Origin of the sequence: Mycobacterium sp. 1482292.6, assembly GCF_001672995.1 — a bacterium.
GTDB classification, from domain to species: Bacteria; Actinomycetota; Actinomycetes; order Mycobacteriales; family Mycobacteriaceae; genus Mycobacterium; species Mycobacterium europaeum_A.
On record NZ_LZKV01000021.1, the window covers coordinates 1 to 19341 of the forward strand.

Genomic DNA, 19341 nt, shown 5'->3' on the forward strand with positions numbered 1-19341 from the left:
GCAGCAGAACCGGTCTCGGGGATCGGCGCCGTGCCGCTCAACATCGTTGACGGGGGGCGGCGGGGCGTCCGGCGCGGGCCCGGCGACCGGCGCGTTCGGGTCGAAACCCACCGCTTCCGGGTCCGCGTGAGCGGTGGCGGATGGGATGGTCACGAGCGTGCCCGTGACCGCGGCAAGAATGAGCGTCTTTCGGACGTTCTTCAAGTCGTCTTCCTTTCACTGCGCGCGCGCCAAAGCAAGCCCACGGAGGTGGGCCGAAGCTATTGGTTGATGCCTGCTTTGAAACGTGCCGTCTTGGTCAGGCACGGCAGCGGCGGGCCAAGTCTGCCCGGCGGGTCTTACCCACCGACCACGGTCGGGCTTTCGCCGTCCGTAGCGCCGCTCAACACGCGGATCCGTAGATTCAATTATCTGATTACTTTTCCGTAACCCGTTGTGGGCTAACAGGGACCGTAGAAGACCTCGGCGCGTTCGTCATCTTCAGAAATCGGATATCTCATTTCGGTAACGGGCCGATCACGCCGCGGTACCGGGGTCATTTATGCAGGTCACCAGTGCGTTTCGGCGATCGCCACTTGAACGGCATGGACAAACAAATCGTGAGCCGAATCACCTGCGTTTTGTGAGCTGGCGCACGTTTATTTGCGGGGGTTCCGCCGATTCGTCAGCGCTTTCAACGGATCCCGGCCCCCGCGGCAAGCCGAGCAGGGTACCGCAACGTTCGCCCGATGCTGCGTTCCCACGCCAAGGGCGTCGATGGAATCACGTGCATGACTCAATTACGATGCGCACCAGCGCAATACGATGCTCAGAACGACAGGGGGCGGGCTTGGTGGTGGCCCGGATGGAGATGCTAAGTATTGCCTTGTCTGGCAACGCTTTTCATTCAAATACGCATGACGACAACAACTCTTGGCACAAAACCGAGGAGTGCTGGCGTCATAGATACCGGGCTGTGCGTCGCCTAGCGGCGGCGCCATCGACGGAAAGAGCGGGGCGATACGGACAGCGTCAATTTGCCAGAAATACCGCGTCACAAATATGGCAGGCCCCAGCGCCTGGCGTCGTCACCGCCGAAGGGCGCTCGCAGAATATCCTCAAATCGCTGCCGCCCCAACAGATCACGGCACCCCGCCGCACACGGCATTGGCGCGGCAATCGATCGCCGAGGTGTCTCGCCCCACGGCAATGCGCGTTTACAATTTGGCATTTCGGAAAACCGAATTGTCCGCGCCGAATTGATCGAAAAAAAAAGCGAAATTCGCGGCCGGCCGGCGATGCGCTCGGCTCAGCCCCGGGACTGCGCCAGGGCCAGCAGGTCGCTCTCGGTGTTGACGTTGGCCAGGAAGCGCGATTCCGGCAGCACGAGCTGCTGGGCGTCGGAGGCGTCGATCAGGGCACGCATGGAGCGGGCGCCGCCGGCCACCAGGCCGCTGATCCGCTCGGCCAGGTCGGTGCGATACACCGCGGCGAGGTAGTGGCTGCGACCGTCCCACGGCAGCACGATCTCGGCGTTGGTCTCGCCGGCCAACTGCACCAGGTCGTCGATCAACTCCGCGGACAGCAGCGGCATGTCGACGGCGCAGACGAAGGCGTACCGGGCGCCCGCCTCGGCGGCCGCCCGCAGCCCGCGTCCGGTCGCCGGCAGCGGCCCCTGGCCGCGCACCTCGTCGCGGATGACTTGCGCCTGCACGGCGGGCAGCGGTTGCCCCGGCGCGGCCATCACGAATACCGGTTCGCAACGCTGCGCGAGAACCCCGGCGACGTATTCGAGCAGCGTGGCGGCACCGCCCGGGCCGGGCAAGGTGGCCTTGTCACGGCCCATCCGCCGCGATTCGCCGCCGGCCAGCACGATGCCGGCTAACGACCCGGCCTTTTCTGTGTCGGGCACCTGGTCGCCCACGTCAGTCGACGGTCCAGGTGTCGCGCCCGCGCAACAGCGATTGCAGCGCGGCGGTGTCGAACGGCTTTGCCGACTGGGCCGCCTGGACCTGCGAACGCGCCGCGTCGTCATAGGTCGGCCGGCTGATGTCGCGGAAGATGCCCAGCACGGTGTGTTCGAGGTTCTGGTCCGACAACCGGGACAGGGCGAAGGCGTAGGCCGAGTTGTCGCTGTGCGCGTCGTGCACCACGATCTCGTCGACCGACACGTCGGCGGTCTTGGCCACCTCCAGCCCGAACCCGGACTTCACCACGCAGTATTCGCCGTTGGCGCCGAACACAATCGGCTCGCCGTGGCGGACGTTGATGACCCGCTCCTCGGAACCTTCCTTGCGCAGCGCGTCGAACGAGCCGTCGTTGAAGATCGGGCAGTCCTGCAGGATCTCGACGACGGCGGCGCCGCGATGCCCGGCGGCGGCGCGCAGCACCTCGGTCAGTCCGTTGCGGTCGGAGTCCAGCGCGCGGCCGACGAAGGTCGCCTCGGCGCCCAGGGCCAACGAGACCGGGTTGAACGGGTGATCCAGCGATCCCATCGGGGTCGACTTGGTGACCTTGCCGACCTCCGACGTCGGCGAATACTGCCCCTTGGTCAGGCCGTAGATCCGGTTGTTGAACAGCAGGATGGTGATGTTGACGTTGCGGCGCAGCGCGTGGATCAGGTGGTTGCCGCCGATCGACAGGGCGTCGCCGTCGCCGGTGACCACCCACACCGACAGGTCCTCGCGGGCCAGCGCCAGGCCGGTCGCGATGGCCGGTGCGCGGCCGTGGATCGAGTGGAAGCCGTAGGTCTCCAGGTAGTACGGGAACCGGCTCGAGCAGCCGATGCCGCTGATGAACACGATGTTCTCGCGGCGCAACCCGAGGTCGGGCAGGAAGTTGCGGATGGTGTTGAGGATGACGTAGTCACCGCAGCCCGGGCACCAACGGACCTCTTGGTCACTGGTGAAGTCCTTCGACTTCTGCGGCTGGTCCTGCGCAGACAACCTGGGGACCCCGTCGTTTTTGGTCAACTTCGCGGTCACACCGAGGTCTTTGCCCGCCAGGTTGCCGATCAGGTCAGTCACGAGCGTCGCTCCTCCTCATCGCTTCGCTCTGCATTGACGCCGGCACCATCATGCGCCGGCCCCAACCGTTGCTGCCGCCATTCTGGCGACCATCGTCTTGTCGTTCTCGACTTCGGCCAGCGTCCCGCCCAGCGCGGCGCGGATGACCCGGCCGATCTCGTCGGCCAGGAACGCGACGCCTTGCACCTTGCTGACCGATTGCACGTCCACCAGGTACTTGCCCCGCAGCAGGAACGCCAGTTGGCCCAGGTTCATTTCCGGCGCGACCACCTGCGGGTAGCGCCGCAGCACCTCACCCAGGTTGGCCGGGAAGGGGTTCAGGTAGCGCAGGTGGGCGTGGGCCACCTTGATGCCCTTGCGCCGCGCGCGCCGGCACGCTTCACCGATCGGACCGTACGAGCTGCCCCAGCCGATCAGCAGCAGCTCGGCGTCGCCGGTCGGGTCGTCGACCTCCAGATCGGGGACCGAGATCCCGTCGATCTTGGCCTGGCGCAACCGGACCATGAGGTCGTGGTTGACCGGCTCGTAGGAGATGTTGCCCGAGCCGTTGGCCGCTTCCAGGCCGCCGATGCGGTGCTCGAGACCCGGGGTGCCGGGCACGGCGAACTGCCGCGCCAGCGTCTCGGGGTCGCGGGCGTAGGGCTGGAAAGGCTCGTCGGGCTTGGCGAAGGTGTGCGTGATGCGTGGCAGCGTGCTGACGTCCGGAATGCGCCACGGCTCCGACCCGTTGGCGATGGCGCCGTCGGACAGCACGATCACCGGGGTGTGGTACGACACCGCGATGCGCGCCGCCTCGAGCGCGGTTTCGAAGCAGTCCGAGGGTGAGCGCGGGGCCAGCACCGCGACCGGCGACTCCCCGTTGCGGCCGAACAACGCCTGCAGCAGGTCGGCCTGCTCGGTCTTGGTGGGCAGGCCGGTCGAAGGGCCGCCGCGCTGGACGTCGACGACGAGCAACGGCAGCTCCGTCATCACGGCCAGCCCGAGGGCTTCGGACTTCAGCGAGATGCCCGGACCCGACGTGGTGGTGACGCCCAGCGCGCCGCCGTACGAGGCGCCGATGGCGGCGCAGATGCCACCGATCTCGTCCTCGGCCTGGAAGGTCATGACGTTGAAGTTCTTGTGCTTGGACAGCTCGTGCAGGATGTCGGAGGCCGGGGTGATCGGGTAGCTGCCGAGCACGACCGGGATGTCGGCCAGCTGGCCGGCCGCCACGATGCCATACGCCAGGGCGGTGTTGCCCGAGATCTGGCGGTATTCGCCCGAGGGCAGGGTCGCCCGGGACACCTCGTAGGTGGTGCCGAAGGCCTCGGTCGTCTCGCCGTAGTTCCAGCCGGCCTTGAGCGCCAGCACGTTGGTCTCGGCGACCTCGGGCTTGCGGGCAAACTTCTCCCGGATGAACTTCTCGCTGGTCTCGATCGGCCGCCCGTACATCCACGACAGCAGGCCCAGCGCGAACATGTTCTTGGCGCGCTGGCCGTCCTTCTTGGTGGCGCCGATCGTCTCGACCGCACCGAGCGTCAGGGTGGTCATCGCGACGGAATGCACGACGTAGTCCGACAACTCGTCGGTCTCCAGCGGGTTGGTGACGTAGCCGACCTTGGTCAGGTTGCGCTTGGTGAACTCGTCGGAATTCGCGATCACCATGCCGCCACGGGGCAAGTCACCGATATTGGCCTTGAGCGCGGCGGGATTCATCGCGACGAGGACGTCGGGCCGGTCACCGGCGGTCAGGATGTCGTAGTCGGCGATCTGGATCTGGAAGGACGAGACGCCGGGCAGCGTGCCTGCGGGGGCGCGGATCTCGGCCGGGTAGTTGGGCTGGGTCGCCAGGTCGTTGCCGAAAAGCGCTGCCTCGGAGGTGAACCGGTCACCGGTGAGCTGCATGCCGTCGCCGGAGTCACCGGCAAAGCGAATGACGACTTGCTCGAGGCGCTGACGGGCAGATCCGTTGGGGGGAGCCCCATTCTGTGAGTCTGATCCGGCTCCGCTGCCGTTCGGATCCACCTCTTTGCCCTCCACTTTGTTCACCGCGCGGACACCACGCGCAAACTAGATTACGCCCGTGAAAGTGACTTTCCGGCCGTGTCGGTTTGATGTCACTGGAAGTATCAATTATGGCACTGATTTTCGGTCACCATCGCCGTCTCCCCGCCGCCCCCTCGCAAGCCTTCGCGGCCAAAAGGCGACGTCAGCGTCGTCTACTGATGAGTAGCACGGCAAACTGTGGCGTTGGTCACGTCTTGCGCGTTAGCAACCGTCGTCCATACCGTGTCGAGCACCGGGTGTCACGTTTTCAGCGCCGATTTTGGTAGCGGCCGTTTCCGGCATCGCGAACAGATACAAACCGAAGCCGGCCGCGGCGAGGGCACCCAGGAAGACGAATGCGGCGTCGTAGCCGGCCGCCACCACGATCGCGCCCGCGACGAGGTTCGACACCGCGGCGCCGGCGCCCGTCGCGGCCGTCACCGCCCCGAGGCTGACGTTGAACCGTCCGCTTCCGTGCGTCACGTCCTGCACGACCAGGGGAAACAGAGCGCCGAACACACCGGCCCCGACCCCGTCCAGCAGCTGCACGCCCACCAGCCAGTACGGGTTGCCGGAGCACGTGTAGAGGAATCCACGGGCGGCCAGCACCGCGAAACCGGCCAGGAAGATCGGCTTTCTTCCCCAGGAATCGGCCTTGGCCCCGGCCACATAGGCCACCGGCACCATGACGACCTGCGCGGCCACCACACAGCCCGCCATCAGGGCGGTGCCCACGTCCCTGTTGTGCAGCGCGAGCAGCTGGCCGACCAGCGGCAGCATCGCCGCGTTGGCGAAGTGAAAAGCGATCACCGTCGCGGCGAAGATCAGCAGGCGGCGGTTGCCCAGCAGCACCGCCAGCCGGGACGGCGTCTGGTGCGGCGCTCCGGCGAGATGGTCCATGCCCCGGGCCACCTCGTGGTCGATGGCGTTACCCGGAATCCACAGCGCGGCAGCCACGCTGGCGGTCGCCATCGTGGCCAGCACCCAGAACATGACCACCGGTCCGAAGAAGTAGGCCAGCCCGCCGGTGATCGCCGCGGCGCAGGCGTTCCCTGCGTGGTTGAACGATTCGTTGCGTCCGATCCGCCGAGAGAAGCGGCGGGGCCCGACGACACCCAGGGTGATCGCGGCCAACGCCGGGGCGAAGACGGATCCGGCGATCCCAGTAAGCGCTTGCAGCACGGAGATCGAATAGAAGCCGGGAAACAGCGGCATCGCCAGCGACGCGGTGGCGATCGTCAACGCCACCGATGATCAGCGCCCGCTTGCCCGTGCTTCTGTCCACCAGGGCGCCGGCCGGGGCCTGCGCGACGATCGCCCCGATGCCCCCGACCGCCATCACGAACCCGATCGACTCCTGGTCCCAGTGATGGGTCAGTAGCAGATAGATCGACAGGTACGGGCCCAAGCCGTCACGAACGTCGGCCAGGAGGAAGTTCAGCAGGTCCAGGCCACGCCCAAGACGCCGGGGAACGGCGTCGCCGGGGATGGCCGTGCGCTCCAGGAGCTAGTTAGGCGCTCTTGTCCCGGCGCTCGGAGCGCGACGGCTTGCGGGGCACGATGGTCGGCAGCACGTTGTCCTGGACGGTCTCCTTGGTCACCACAACCTTGGCGACGTCGTCGCGGCTCGGGATGTCGTACATCACCGGCAGCAGGACCTCTTCCATGATGGCCCGCAGGCCGCGAGCCCCGGTGCCGCGGTGGATCGCCTGGTCGGCGATCGCTTCCAGGGCGTCGTCGGTGAATTCGAGCTCGACGTTGTCCATCTCGAAGAGCCGGGTGTACTGCTTGACCAACGCGTTCTTGGGCTCGGAGAGGATCTTGACCAGCGACTCGCGATCCAGGTTGGTGACCGAGGCGACCACCGGCAGCCGGCCGATGAACTCGGGGATCAGGCCGAACTTGATCAGGTCTTCGGGCATCACTTCGGCGAAGTGGTCGGTGGTGTCGATCTCAGCCTTGGAGCGCACCTCCGCGCCGAAGCCCAGGCCGCGCTTGCCGACGCGCTCGTAGATGATCTTCTCCAGGCCCGCGAAGGCACCCGCGACGATGAACAGCACGTTGGTGGTGTCGATCTGGATGAACTCTTGGTGCGGGTGCTTGCGGCCACCCTGCGGGGGGACCGAGGCCTGAGTGCCTTCCAGGATCTTCAGCAGGGCCTGTTGGACGCCCTCTCCGGAGACGTCGCGGGTGATCGACGGGTTTTCGCTCTTGCGGGCGATCTTGTCGACCTCGTCGATGTAGATGATGCCGGTCTCGGCGCGCTTGACGTCGTAGTCGGCGGCTTGGATCAGCTTGAGCAAGATGTTCTCGACGTCCTCACCGACATATCCGGCTTCGGTCAGGGCGGTGGCGTCGGCGATGGCGAACGGGACATTGAGCATCTTGGCGAGCGTCTGGGCCAGGTAGGTCTTTCCGCAACCGGTCGGCCCGAGCATCAGGATGTTGGACTTGGTCAGCTCGACCGGCTCGTGCCGCGAGTCCCGGCCTTTTTCACCGGCCTGGATCCGCTTGTAGTGGTTGTAGACGGCGACGGCCAGGGTCCGCTTCGCGGTGTCCTGCCCGATCACATATCCCTCGAGGAACTCCCGGATCTCGATCGGCTTGGGGAGTTCATCGAGCTTGACGTCGTCGGCGTCGGCGAGCTCCTCTTCGATGATCTCGTTGCAGAGGTCGATGCATTCATCGCAGATGTACACACCGGGGCCCGCAATGAGTTTCTTGACCTGCTTCTGGCTCTTCCCGCAGAACGAGCACTTCAGCAGGTCACCGCCGTCTCCGATCCGTGCCATGGTGCGTCAGCGCCTACTTCCTGTTCGCCGTTGCTGTTGCCTGTCCCCGCATGTATTCACCGACGCTACCCGCTTGATCGGGCCCGCCGCGACCATAAGCGCCGAATCGCGCCGATGGTATTTGCAGGAGTTCGTGCCTGTTCCGTATGGATGAAACATATAGCCACACGGTGCCCGTCACTCGCGAAAGACGCGCTTTGCGTGTCTTTGGCGTGTCGCGGTCGTGATGCGACCGAGGCTGGCTGTCCCCCGATCCCACCACCGGTGGAGGTGCCAACCCGACGCCGACGATCGCGCGAGGCCTGGGCGGACCCCCAGGAAATCACCCTACAGTGGCGAGGTGGGATTGGCTGCGGGCTTCGACTGGCCCGGCGGATCCGTGCTGCTCGACGGCGGGTTGGCCACCGAGCTCGAAGCCCGCGGCCATGACCTTTCCGATTCCCTGTGGTCGGCCCGGCTGCTCGCGGACGCCCCGCAGGACATCGTCGCCGTGCACGCCGCCTACTTTCGTGCCGGGGCGGCGATCGCGACGACGGCGAGCTACCAGGCATCGTTCGAGGGCTTTGCGGCCCGCGGGTTCGATCGCGGGGAGACTGCCGGGTTGTTGCGCCGCAGCGTCGCGCTTGCCCGGGCGGCGCGCGATGGCACCGGCGCCGACGGCCTGTTGGTCGCCGCCTCGGTCGGCCCGTACGGCGCGGCGCTGGCCGACGGGTCCGAATACCGCGGCCGCTACGGCCTGTCGGTTGCGGCGTTGGCGCGCTGGCATCGGCCGCGGCTGGAGGTCCTGGCCGCCGCCGGCGCCGACGTGCTCGCGTGTGAAACGGTGCCCGACGTCGACGAGGCGCGGGCGTTGGTCGAGTTGGTGCGCGCGGTCGGCGTACCGGCCTGGCTGAGCTACACCATCGACGGGGACCGCACCCGCGCCGGGCAACCACTGGCCGAGGCGTTCGCGGTGGCGGCCGGCGTCGACGAGATCGTCGCGCTCGGGGTGAACTGCTGCGCGCCCGCGGACGTGTTGCCCGCGATCGCGCACGCCGCGCCCGTCGGGAAACCCGTCATCGTCTACCCGAACAGCGGAGAACGCTGGGATGCTCTGCGGCGCAAGTGGATCGGGCCGTCACGGTTCGGCGCGGACCTGGCCGCGCAGTGGATCGCGGCCGGCGCCCGCATCGTCGGCGGATGCTGCCGGGTGGGGCCCGCCGATATCGCGGCGATTCACCGAGCGTGCAGTCAGGGCGAAGATTCGCCGTGAGTGCACGCTCGGCGACGGGCCCGGAACGCTAGGCGGTCTGCGCCGAGAGCTTCCGGTACTCGAGCACGGTGTCGATGATCCCGTAATCCTTGGCCTCTTCGGCAGTCAGAATCTTGTCCCGGTCGGTGTCCTTGCGGACCGTCGCGGCGTCCTTGCCGGTGTGGCGGGCCAGGGTGGTTTCCATCAGCGTACGCATCCGCTCGATCTCGGCGGCCTGGATCTCCAGATCGGAGAATTGCCCCTGGATCACGCCCTGCAGCGAGGGCTGATGGATGAGCACCCGGGCGTTGGGCAGCGCCATCCGCTTGCCCGGTGTCCCGGCGGCCAGCAGCACCGCCGCGGCCGACGCGGCCTGGCCCAGGCACACCGTCTGGATGTCGGCACGCACGTACTGCATGGTGTCGTAAATCGCCATCAGCGAGGTGAATCCGCCACCGGGCGAGTTGATGTACATGGTGATGTCACGGTCGGGGTCCAGCGACTCGAGCACCAGCAGCTGGGCCATGATGTCGTTCGCCGACGCGTCGTCGACCTGGACGCCGAGGAAGATGATGCGCTCCTCGAACAGCTTGTTGTAGGGATTGGACTCCTTGATCCCAAAGCTGGAGTGCTCGATGAACGACGGCAGGATGTAGCGCGCCTGGGGCTGGGTTTCGGGGTTCACTGGGCTTCTCCATTGGTGATGTGGGCGGCGCGGGTGATGATGTGGTCGACGAAGCCGTATTCGAGGGCTTCCTGCGCGGTGAACCAGCGGTCGCGATCGGAATCCGCCTCGATGCGCTCGATCGACTGGCCGGTGAATTCCGCGTTGAGGCGGAACATCTCCTTCTTGATGACCGTGAATTGCTCGGCCTGGATGGCGATGTCGGCCGCGCTACCGGTCACGCCGCCCAGCGGCTGGTGCATCAGGATGCGGGCGTGCGGCAGGGCGAAGCGCTTACCTTTGGTTCCCGCCGCCAGCAGGAACTCGCCCATCGAGGCGGCCATGCCCATCGCGTAGGTGGCGATGTCGCACGGCGCCAGCACCATGGTGTCGTAAATCGCCATCCCGGCGCTGATCGATCCGCCGGGCGAATTGATGTAGAGCGAAATGTCCTTGTCCGCGTCCTCGGCGGCGAGCAGCAGGATCTGCGCGCACAGCCGATTGGCGACCTCGTCGTTGACCTCCGAACCCAGGAAGATGATGCGCTCGGAGAGCAAGCGCTCATAGACCGAGTCCGTGAGGTTGAGACCCTGCGAGGGCGAACGCATGTCAGTCACGACTGGGTTACCTGCTTTCTTTCAGACCTGTATTCACGACACTAACCAACCAAGGCCGCCGTTTCGCGGCACGCACCCCGCGTTCGCTCACAGCGTCACGGCGCGGTCACTCCCCGGCGTCGGCCTCGTCGGATTCGCCGGCATCAGCCTCGCCCGTCGGCTCGGCATCAGCCTCCCCCGTCGGCTCGGCATCGTCGGCCTCCGAACGCTTGCCGAAGAACTCACTCGTGTCGATGGCGTTTCCGGCGGTGTCGGTGACGGTCGCCGCCCGGATCACCTCGGCGATGGCCAGCGCCCGGCGCACATCGGCGAACATGGCCGGCAGCTGGTTGTTCTCCTGCAGGTAGGCCAACAGCTGCTGGGGCTCGATGCCGTATTGGCGCGACGTCGCGACCAGCCGCTCGGTCAGGTCCTCCTGGCCGACCTGAACCTCCAGCTCGTCGGCCAGGGCGTCCAGCAGCAGCTGCCGTTTCACGTCCGTCTCGGCGGCGGTGCGCGTCTCGGTCTCGAACTCCTCGCGGGACTTGCCCTGCTGGGCCAGCACTTCCTCGAGCTTGGATTCGTCGTGGTTGAGGCTGTGCAAGGCGTTGTGCAGGGCGCTGTCGACCTGGGCCTTGACGATCGCTTCCGGCAGCGGCACTTCGACCTGCTCGAGCAGCGTGTCGAGCGCGGCCTCCCGGATGTTCTCGGCCTGCTGGGCGCGCTTGGTCCGGCCGACCTGGTCGCGCAGGTTGGCCTTGAGCTCCTCGATGGTGTCGAACTCGCTGGCCAGTTGGGCGAACTCGTCGTCGGCCTCGGGCAGCTCGCGTTCCTTGATCGACTTGACGGTGACGGTGACCTGCGCGTCCTTGCCTGCGTGCTCGCCGGTCGCCAGCTGCGCGGTGAATTCCTTGGACTCGTCGACGGACAACCCGATCAGGGCTTCGTCGAGGCCCGCGATCAGCCGGCCCGAGCCGACCTCGTGGGACAGGCCCTGCGCGGCGGCGCCCGGAACCTCTTCACCGTCGATGGTGGCCGACAGGTCGATCGAGACGAAGTCGCCGTCGGCGACCGGGCGGTCCACCCCGGTCAGCGTGCCGAATCGGGCACGCAGAGACTGCAGTTCGGCGTCCACGTCCTCGTCGCTGACCTCGATCGGGTCCACCGACACCTTGAGCGCACCGGGGTCCGGCAGGGCGAGCTTGGGTCGCACGTCGACCTCGGCGGTGAACGCCAGCTCCTCGCCGTACTCCTTCTTGGTGACCTCGATCTCGGGCTGACCCAGCGGGTGCACCTCTGATTCGGCGACGGCCTGCCCGTACCGCGCCGGCAGCGCCTCGCTGACCACCTGATCCAGCATGGCCTCGCGACCGAACCGGGCCTCCAGCAACTTCGCCGGCGCCTTGCCCGGCCGGAATCCAGGCAGTCGCACCTGGCGGGCCAGCTCCTTGTAGGCGCGCTGGAAGTCGGGTTCGAGTTCTGAGAAGGGGACCTCCACGTTGATGCGCACCCGGGTGGGGCTCAACTGCTCAACGGTGCTCTTCACGGGTGTGCTCCTCAGTGCTCGTTCTTGGCTCGTTCTCGGTGGTCGGTGGGCCGCGCGCAGGGCGCGGCCGGTGGTGCTGGTCGGGGTGACAGGATTTGAACCTGCGGCCTTCCGCTCCCAAAGCGGATGCGCTACCAAGCTGCGCTACACCCCGCGCTGACCTCGATGATCCTAAGGCCCCTCAACACCGGGTTGGCCACGGGCTTCGCAGCGACGTCGCAGACCTCACGGAGCGATCACAAAACCGAGTCGATTAGATTTGATCTTCGTCGCCAGCTACAGTCACGCTCGACTAACTACATGCGGGCGTAGCTCAATGGTAGAGCCCTAGTCTTCCAAACTAGCTACGCGGGTTCGATTCCCGTCGCCCGCTCGGGCTAACTATCTGCTCGATAGAGAGGCGCCATGAGCGACCTGTTGACCGACGCGTTGATCCACGGCTCATGCGCGTCGGACTTCGTCGGGGTTCGCGACGCGTTCGAGCGCAATTTCACGCTGGGCAACGAAGTCGGCGCGGCCGTCGCGGTGTGGGTCGACGGGTCTCTAGTGGTCAATCTGTGGGGTGGCTGGGCCGACGCGGCCCGCACCCGACCGTGGCAGCAAAACACCCTGACCACCGTCTTGTCCGGCACGAAGGGCCTGTCGGCCACCTGCGTGCACCAGCTCGCCGACCGCGGCGAACTGGACCTGCACGCCCCCGTCGCGCACTACTGGCCCGAGTTCGCCCAGGCGGGCAAGCAAGACATCACGCTGGCGATGGTGATGAGCCACCGCTCCGGGGTGATCGGCCCGCGCACCCGGATGCGGTGGGAGCAGGTCGCCGACTGGGACTACGTCTGCGAACAGCTGGCCGCCGCCGAGCCGTGGTGGGAGCCGGGCACCGCGCAGGGCTACCACATGACCACCTTCGGTTTCATCACCGGCGAGGTGTTCCGCCGGGTGACGGGCCGGACCATCGGCCAGTACCTGCGCACCGAGATCGCCGAACCGTTGGGCGCCGACGTGCACATCGGGTTGCCGCTGAGCGAGCAACACCGGTGCGCCGAGCGGGTCAACAAGCCGCATGCCCGCGATCTGCTGGCCGACGCGAAGGCGCCGGGCTACCCGAGGAGCCTGGCCGAGCACCCCAAGGCGGGGCTGTCGATCTCGATGGGGTTCGCCCCCGACGACGAACTCGGCTCGCACGACCTGAACCTGTGGCGCGAACTCGAGTTCCCGGGCACCAACGGGCAGGTCTCGGCGCTGGGACTGGCGACGTTCTACAACGCGCTCGCCCAGGAGAAGGTGCTCAGCCGCGAGCACATGGACCTGGTGCGGGTCTGCCAGGGCGGCCTGGAGACCGACCTGGTGCTGGGGCCGCGGGTCGCGGACCACGGCTGGGGTTTGGGTTACATGCTCAACCAGCGTTGCGTCAACGGGCCGAACCCCCGCATCTTCGGCCACGGCGGGCTGGGCGGCTCGTTCGGGTTCGTCGACCTGGAGCACCGCATCGGTTACGCGTATGTGGCCAATCACTTCGACCCGACCAAGGCCAATGCGGACCCACGCAGCCTGGTGCTGTCCAACGAGGTCTACTCCGTGCTGGGAGTCATCTGACGCTCAACGCAGATGCGCCCCGCCGATTCGGCGGGGCGCATTTGGTTGCGTGACTGGTCGGATCAGGGGTGCCAGCCGGGAGGCGGCGGCGGTCCACCCGGGCCGCCCGGTCCCCACGGGCCGCCGGGGTGCGGCGGTCCCCCCGGCCCCCAGCCCGGCGGTCCAGGAGGCCCTCCGCGCCAGTCGTGGCAGTTGTTCCAGTCCCAGTTGTTGCCCCAGCCCGGGTCCCACCACTCACCCGGGCACCATTGCGGGAAGGGGCCGGGATGGGCCTGCGCCTCAGTTGCGACGCCCAAGCCCGCCAGACCCAGCCCGCCGATTGCGAGAGCCGTTGCGGCCAAACGTGGAAGAGTTTTCACGGGCTATGTGATACCCGCATAGATGCTTTGGCTAAACAAGTGGCGCCAGTGTTATGGGCTGAAAGTTTCCTGCCAATGCGGTCACTTCTGGCATGTCGGGCACCAGAACACGTTTCGGCCCTCCAGCACCGTCGTGCGGATCGGATCACCGGACACCCGGCAGGGCTCGCCGGCCCGCCGGTAGACGTAGGTCCGGGGTCGATCGGGGCGGTAGGACGGCGCGCCGTGGTCGTGCTCGGGCCGCACCACGATGATCTTGCCGCGGCGCAATCCGACCTTCATCAACGCGACCAGATCGGTCCAGGCCGCGTCGAACTCATCCTCGCCGACGTCGCGGCCGGGCCGGAACGGGTTGATGCGGTGGCGGAACAGCAGCTCGCTGCGGTAGACGTTGCCCACCCCGGCCATCACGGTCTGGTCCATCAGCAGCGCGCCAATGGGCCTGCGCGACTTGGCAATTCGCTTCCACGCCCAGGACGGGTCGGCGTCGCTGCGCAACGGGTCGGGGCCCAGCCTGGCCAGGACGTCGCTGACTTGGCCTTCGTCGATGACTTCGCACACCGTCGGCCCGCGCAGGTCGGTGCCGTAGCCGGCGCCGATCATGCGCATCCGCACCTGCCCGCCCGCTTCGGGAAACAGTCCGTCGCCGGGCCGTTCCCATTCGGTGAAGGCGCCGTACAGGCCGAGGTGCACGTGCACGATCGGCCCGCCGGCGTAGTGATGAAACAGGTGCTTGCCCCACGCGCTGGTGCGCCGCAACACCCGGCCGTCGACCACCGCGGCCGAATCGGCGAAGCGGCCCTGCGGGCTCGACACCGCGACGGGGGCACCGGCGTATCGGCGTTGGTGCAGCCGGGCCAATCGGTGCAGGGTATGCCCTTCGGGCACGCGCAGACCTTTCCGGCGTCAGCTGGCCGCGCCGGGTACCGGCGGGGCCTGGTGGGTGCGTTCGTATTCGGCGAGTATGTCGATACGCCGTTGGTGGCGTTCGGCTTTCGACCAGGGCGTAGTCAAGAAGGCGTCGACGATGGCCAGCGCCTCGGCCACGGTGTGCATGCGACCGCCGATGCCGATCAGTTGGGCGTTGTTGTGCTCGCGGGCCAGCGCCGCGGTCTCGACGCTCCAGGCCAGGGCGCAGCGGGCGCCGGGCACCTTGTTCGCCGCGATCTGCTCGCCGTTGCCCGACCCGCCCAACACGATGCCCAGGCTGTCCGGGTCGGCCACCGTACGCGTCGCGGCGGCGATGCAAAACGCCGGGTAATCGTCTTCGGCGTCGTAACTGAAGGCGCCGCAATCGATCGGCTCGTGCCCGGATTTGGTGAGGTGATCGATGATCTGCTGCTTGAGCTCGAATCCGGCGTGGTCAGAGCCGAGGTAGACGCGCATGCCCGCAATCCTTACACAGCCACCCGCGGCGTTGGCGGCGGCGATGGCAAGGCGGGCAGCGCCCTACCGGTCTAGTCGAATTCGGGCTTCTCCGTGCGGCTGCGCTTGAGCTCGAAGAAGTGCGGGTAGGACGCGAAGGCCACCGAGGCGTCCCACAGCTTGCCCGCCTCCTCGCCGCGCGGGATCTTGGACAGCACCGGCCCGAAGAACGCCACATTGTTGACGTGGATGGTCGGTGTGCCGACGTCGTCGCCCACCGCGTCCATGCCGGCGTGGTGGCTCTTGCGCAGCGCCTCGTCGTAGGCGTCGCTGTTCGCGGCGTCCGCCAGCTCCGAGGGCAACCCCACCTCCGCCAGCGACTGCTTGATCACGTCGTCGAGATCTTTGTTGCCCTTGTTGTGGATCTGGGTGCCCATCGCGGTGTACAGCGGCGCGAGCACCTCGGCGCCGTGAGCCTGTTCGGCGGCGATCGCCACCCGCACCGGACCGAAGGCCTTCGACAAGCGTTCGCGGTATTCGTCGGGCAGGCCCTCGCGGTTTTCGTTGAGCACCGCCAGGCTCATCACGTGAAAGTTCACCTCGATGTCGCGAACCTTTTCCACCTCGAGGATCCAGCGCGAGGTGATCCACGCCCACGGACACAGCGGATCGAACCAGAAGTCTGCTTTGTTCTTCGCGGCGGCGGTGTCAGGCATGGCTGATCCTCTCGTTGGTTGAAAGTCCGATCTGCACAACCGTAGGCCTCTGCGTCCTGTTCCCGGTTTGCCCGACCCGTAAGTTGGACACGTGGCACTTCCGAACCTCACCCGTGAACAAGCCGTCGAGCGCGCTTCGCTGATCACCGTCGCCAGCTATCAGATCGACCTCGATCTCACCGACGGTTCCGGGCCTGGTGGCCCACCCGGCGAACGGACTTTCCGCTCGATCACCACCGTGGTGTTCGACGCGCTCGCCGGCGCCGACTCGTTCATCGACATTGCCGCCGACACCATCCGCAGCGCCACCCTCAACGGGCGGGACCTGGATGTCTCCGAATACGACGAGTCGACCGGCATCCCGCTGCGCGGGCTGACCGACCGCAACGTCGTCGTGGTAGACGCGGACTGCCGCTACTCCAACACCGGAGAGGGCCTGCATCGGTTCGTCGACCCGGTCGACAACGAGACCTACCTGTACTCGCAGTTCGAAACCGCCGATGCCAAGCGCATGTTCGCCTGTTTCGACCAACCCGACATGAAGGCGACCTTCGACGTGCGGGTGGCCGCGCCTACGCATTGGAAGGTGATCTCCAACGGCGCGGCGGTGTCGGTGACCGACGGCCTGCACACCTTCGCCACCACACCACGGATGAGCACCTATCTGGTCGCGTTGATCGCTGGCCCGTACGCCGAGTGGAACGACTCCTACACCGACGAGCACGGCGAGATCCCGCTGGGGATCTATTGCCGATCCTCGCTGGCCCAATACATGGACGCCGAGCGGCTGTTCACCCAGACCAAGCAGGGATTCGGCTTCTACCACAAGCACTTTGGCCTGCCCTACGCGTTCGGGAAGTACGACCAGCTGTTCGTCCCCGAATTCAATGCCGGCGCAATGGAAAACGCGGGCGCGGTGACCTTCCTGGAGGACTACGTCTTCCGCAGCAAGGTCACCCGGGCCTCCTACGAGCGGCGCGCCGAGACCGTGCTGCACGAGATGGCGCACATGTGGTTCGGCGACCTGGTCACCATGGCGTGGTGGGACGACCTGTGGCTCAACGAGTCGTTCGCGACCTTCGCATCGGTGCTGTGCCAAAGCGAGGCAACGGAATTCACCGAGGCGTGGACGACGTTCGCCACGGTCGAGAAGTCGTGGGCCTATCGGCAGGACCAATTGCCCTCGACGCATCCGATCGCCGCCGACATCCCCGACCTGGAAGCGGTCGAGGTCAACTTCGACGGCATCACCTACGCCAAGGGCGCTTCGGTGCTCAAGCAACTCGTCGCCTACGTCGGGTTGGAGCACTTCCTGGCGGGACTGCGGGATTACTTCCGCGCGCACGCCTTCGGCAACGCCACGTTCGACGACCTGGTCGCCGCGCTGGAGCAGGCGTCGGGTCGTGACCTGTCCGACTGGGGTCAGCAGTGGCTGAAAACGACCGGGCTGAATACGCTTCGACCGGAGTTCGACGTCGACGCTGACGGTAAGTTCACCAGGTTCGCGGTGACCCAGAGCGGCGCCGCCCCGGGCGCCGGTGAGACCCGGGTGCACCGGCTCGCGGTCGGGATCTACGACGACAGCGATTCCAGCGGAACCGGAAAGCTGGTGCGGGTACACCGCGAGGAACTCGACGTTGAGGGCCCGGTCACGGAAGTCCCTGCACTGGTTGGTGTTTCGCGGGGCCAGTTGATTCTGGTCAATGACGACGACCTGACATATTGCTCGTTGCGGCTGGACGCCGAGTCGCTGCGCACCGCGCTGCAGCGCATCGCCGACATCGCCGAGCCGCTGCCGCGCTCGCTGGTCTGGTCGGCCGCCTGGGAGATGACGCGCGAGGCCGAGCTGCGCGCCCGCGACTTCGTGGCCCTGGTCACTGGCGGCGTGCACGCCGAATCCGAGGTCGGGGTGGCCCAGCGGTTGTTGCTGCAGGCGCAGACGGCGCTGACGTCCTACGCCGAGCAGGGCTGGGCGCGCAAGCAGGGCTGGCCGCAATTCGCCGACCGGCTGCTGGAGTTGGCGCGGGCCGCGCAACCCGGCTCGGATCACCAGCTCGCCTTCGTCAACACGCTGTGCTCGTCGGTGCTGTCGGCCGACCATGTGGCGACGCTGGCCGACCTGCTCGACCGCGACCCCGCCGAGTTGGACCTGGCCGGCCTCGTGGTCGACACCGACCTGCGGTGGCGGATCGTCACGGCGCTGGCGACCGCCGGCAAGATCGACGCCGACGGGCCCGCCACGCCGTTCATCGACGCCGAGGTCGAACGCGACCCGACCGCCGCCGGCAAGCGGCACGGCGCCCAGGCCGCGACGGCCCGACCCCAGTTGCAGGTCAAGGAGGATGCCTGGACGACGGTGGTCGAGGACGACACCCTGGCCAACATCACCGCCCGCTCGATCATCGCGGGCATCGCCCCCGCCGGGCAGGCCGAGTTGCTCAAGCCGTTCACCGAGCGCTATTTCGAGGCGATCTCCGGTGTCTGGGCGCGCCGGTCCAGCGAAGTGGCCCAGACGGTGGTGATCGGCCTGTACCCGCACTGGGATATCAGCGACGACGGCATCGCCGCCGCGGACAGGTTCCTGTCCGACCCCGAGGTGCCCGCGGCGTTGCGCCGCCTGGTACTCGAGGGCCAGGCCGGAGTGAAGCGTTCGTTGCGGGCGCGCCGTTTCGACGCCGGCGAGGGCTCGGCCCCCACCGACGAAGTCGGAGCCTAGGCCGGCGAAATGCCGGCGCTGAGCACGCGGATCGCGCTGACCAGGCCGTCGACCAGGTCGCCCCGCTCGAACGCCGAGGACGCCGCCGCCACCCCCAGCGGCGCGGCCGACTCGGCACCACGGCCACGGACCTGGGTGCCGTAGACCACCTCGATGACCCTCTGGTCGGGCGAGACGGCCAGCAGCACCGCGTTGTCCGGCGTCGGAACGTGGGCCAGGAGTTCGCGGGCCCGCGCGGCGGTGTCGCTGCCCAGGTCGCCCAGATAGATCGCGAACCGCGTCTTGGACGCCCGCGAGCCGAACTTCAGCGCGTCATCCACCGCGACGAGATCTTTGGTCGAGAACGGGAACTGCACCGAGAGCTCGCCGGGCTCGGTGACCCCGGAGATCCGTCCGCTGGTGGTGATGACCCAGCCGCGGGGCAGCTCGGCGGGTTCTCGCGTCGCTACTTCACCACGTGCCACTGGCGCCACCTCCAACTGAGAACTCCGACGTGCCGTGCCCACCATGTCCGCCGTGCGCGTGGCCGACGTCTTCGCCGGTGGCAGCCCACAGGATGGGCGGGTGCGTCCACTTCTCGCCCAGCTTGTAGGACGCTGGGTGCGGACCCTTGCGGGACCAGATGAGCACCGACAGCGCGACTACCAGCAACAGCGGTATTCCGACGATGAACAGGTGGAGATGCATCTGACTCACGAGCCAAACCGTATCCCACGAACCGATCTACCGG

The 19341-nt window shown here is 67.2% G+C and carries 16 protein-coding genes, 2 tRNA genes and 2 pseudogenes; 4 read left to right on the forward strand and 16 right to left on the reverse strand.

The window, feature by feature from the left end; all coding sequences use genetic code 11:
- The 6 genes and pseudogenes from A5624_RS28420 to clpX all read right to left on the reverse strand — a co-directional run.
- A pseudogene (locus A5624_RS28420) lies at nt 1-204 on the reverse strand (hypothetical protein); the annotation flags it as partial.
- A gap of 1084 nt (nt 205-1288) precedes the next feature.
- Nucleotides 1289-1903 carry a molybdenum cofactor guanylyltransferase gene (gene mobA, locus A5624_RS01135; RefSeq protein WP_082990459.1) on the reverse strand — a complete coding sequence of 205 codons (615 nt, stop codon included), beginning with the start codon at nt 1901-1903 and terminating at the stop codon, nt 1289-1291.
- A gap of 1 nt (nt 1904) precedes the next feature.
- On the reverse strand, nt 1905-3005 hold the full coding sequence (locus A5624_RS01140) for a 2-oxoacid:ferredoxin oxidoreductase subunit beta (protein WP_066860208.1): 1101 nt from the start codon (nt 3003-3005) through the stop codon (nt 1905-1907).
- Nucleotides 3006-3053: 48 nt separating this feature from the next.
- The gene (locus A5624_RS01145; protein WP_156748727.1) at nt 3054-5009 is read right to left on the reverse strand and encodes a 2-oxoacid:acceptor oxidoreductase subunit alpha; all 1956 of its coding nucleotides are present in this window, start codon (nt 5007-5009) and stop codon (nt 3054-3056) included.
- Nucleotides 5010-5252: 243 nt separating this feature from the next.
- A pseudogene (locus A5624_RS01150) lies at nt 5253-6519 on the reverse strand (MFS transporter).
- Between the two features lie 22 nt (nt 6520-6541).
- Entirely contained in the window at nt 6542-7822 is a 1281-nt protein-coding gene (gene clpX, locus A5624_RS01155; protein ID WP_064953001.1) for an ATP-dependent Clp protease ATP-binding subunit ClpX, read from the reverse strand.
- 340 nt (nt 7823-8162) lie between these two features.
- On the opposite strand from clpX, the gene mmuM reads away from it, so the two are divergent.
- On the forward strand, nt 8163-9074 hold the full coding sequence (mmuM, locus tag A5624_RS01160; protein WP_232002178.1) for a homocysteine S-methyltransferase: 912 nt from the start codon (nt 8163-8165) through the stop codon (nt 9072-9074).
- Between the two features lie 28 nt (nt 9075-9102).
- On the opposite strand, the gene clpP2 is transcribed toward mmuM, so the two are convergent.
- The 4 genes from clpP2 to A5624_RS01180 all read right to left on the reverse strand — a co-directional run bounded on the left by clpP2 (nt 9103) and on the right by A5624_RS01180 (nt 12013).
- The gene (clpP2, locus tag A5624_RS01165) at nt 9103-9738 is read right to left on the reverse strand and encodes an ATP-dependent CLP protease proteolytic subunit ClpP2 (protein WP_066860217.1); all 636 of its coding nucleotides are present in this window, start codon (nt 9736-9738) and stop codon (nt 9103-9105) included.
- Nucleotides 9735-10325 (reverse strand): ATP-dependent CLP protease proteolytic subunit ClpP1, encoded by a 591-nt coding sequence (gene clpP1, locus A5624_RS01170; protein WP_066860220.1) that lies wholly within the window; start codon nt 10323-10325, stop codon nt 9735-9737. Before clpP1 ends, clpP2 begins: the two co-directional genes overlap by 4 nt.
- Before the next feature lie 115 nt (nt 10326-10440).
- Nucleotides 10441-11859 (reverse strand): trigger factor, encoded by a 1419-nt coding sequence (gene tig / locus A5624_RS01175; RefSeq protein WP_066860223.1) that lies wholly within the window; start codon nt 11857-11859, stop codon nt 10441-10443.
- Nucleotides 11860-11936: 77 nt separating this feature from the next.
- A tRNA-Pro gene (locus A5624_RS01180) sits at nt 11937-12013 on the reverse strand.
- 148 nt (nt 12014-12161) lie between these two features.
- Between A5624_RS01180 and A5624_RS01185 the strand changes: the two genes are divergently transcribed.
- Together A5624_RS01185 and A5624_RS01190 are read left to right on the forward strand one after the other, a co-directional pair.
- A tRNA-Gly gene (locus tag A5624_RS01185) sits at nt 12162-12232 on the forward strand.
- A gap of 32 nt (nt 12233-12264) precedes the next feature.
- On the forward strand, nt 12265-13455 hold the full coding sequence (locus A5624_RS01190) for a serine hydrolase domain-containing protein (RefSeq protein ID WP_066860226.1): 1191 nt from the start codon (nt 12265-12267) through the stop codon (nt 13453-13455).
- Between the two features lie 62 nt (nt 13456-13517).
- On the opposite strand, the gene A5624_RS27920 is transcribed toward A5624_RS01190, so the two are convergent.
- The 4 genes from A5624_RS27920 to A5624_RS01205 all read right to left on the reverse strand — a co-directional run bounded on the left by A5624_RS27920 (nt 13518) and on the right by A5624_RS01205 (nt 15895).
- Nucleotides 13518-13796 carry a hypothetical protein gene (locus A5624_RS27920; protein ID WP_156748715.1) on the reverse strand — a complete coding sequence of 93 codons (279 nt, stop codon included), beginning with the start codon at nt 13794-13796 and terminating at the stop codon, nt 13518-13520.
- A gap of 99 nt (nt 13797-13895) precedes the next feature.
- Nucleotides 13896-14702 carry an Fpg/Nei family DNA glycosylase gene (locus tag A5624_RS01195; RefSeq protein ID WP_066860229.1) on the reverse strand — a complete coding sequence of 269 codons (807 nt, stop codon included), beginning with the start codon at nt 14700-14702 and terminating at the stop codon, nt 13896-13898.
- Between the two features lie 18 nt (nt 14703-14720).
- Nucleotides 14721-15200, reverse strand: coding sequence for a ribose-5-phosphate isomerase (locus A5624_RS01200; protein WP_066860232.1), 480 nt, complete (start codon nt 15198-15200; stop codon nt 14721-14723).
- Nucleotides 15201-15271: 71 nt separating this feature from the next.
- A complete protein-coding gene (locus A5624_RS01205) occupies nt 15272-15895 on the reverse strand; it encodes a DsbA family protein (RefSeq protein ID WP_066860235.1) in 624 nt (207 codons plus the stop codon).
- Nucleotides 15896-15986: 91 nt separating this feature from the next.
- Here A5624_RS01205 and pepN point away from each other — a divergent pair, with 91 nt between their 5' ends.
- Nucleotides 15987-18611 (forward strand): aminopeptidase N, encoded by a 2625-nt coding sequence (pepN, locus tag A5624_RS01210; protein WP_066860238.1) that lies wholly within the window; start codon nt 15987-15989, stop codon nt 18609-18611.
- On the opposite strand, the gene A5624_RS01215 is transcribed toward pepN, so the two are convergent.
- Together A5624_RS01215 and A5624_RS01220 are read right to left on the reverse strand one after the other, a co-directional pair.
- Complete coding sequence (locus tag A5624_RS01215; RefSeq protein ID WP_066860241.1) at nt 18608-19075, reverse strand: DUF5130 domain-containing protein; 468 nt, start codon at nt 19073-19075, stop codon at nt 18608-18610. The two genes, pepN and A5624_RS01215, sit on opposite strands and share 4 nt — an antisense overlap.
- Nucleotides 19062-19298, reverse strand: a complete 237-nt coding sequence (locus A5624_RS01220; protein ID WP_066860244.1) for a hypothetical protein — start codon at nt 19296-19298, stop codon at nt 19062-19064. The genes A5624_RS01215 and A5624_RS01220 overlap by 14 nt, the downstream gene beginning before the upstream one ends.
- Nucleotides 19299-19341 lie beyond the last annotated feature (43 nt).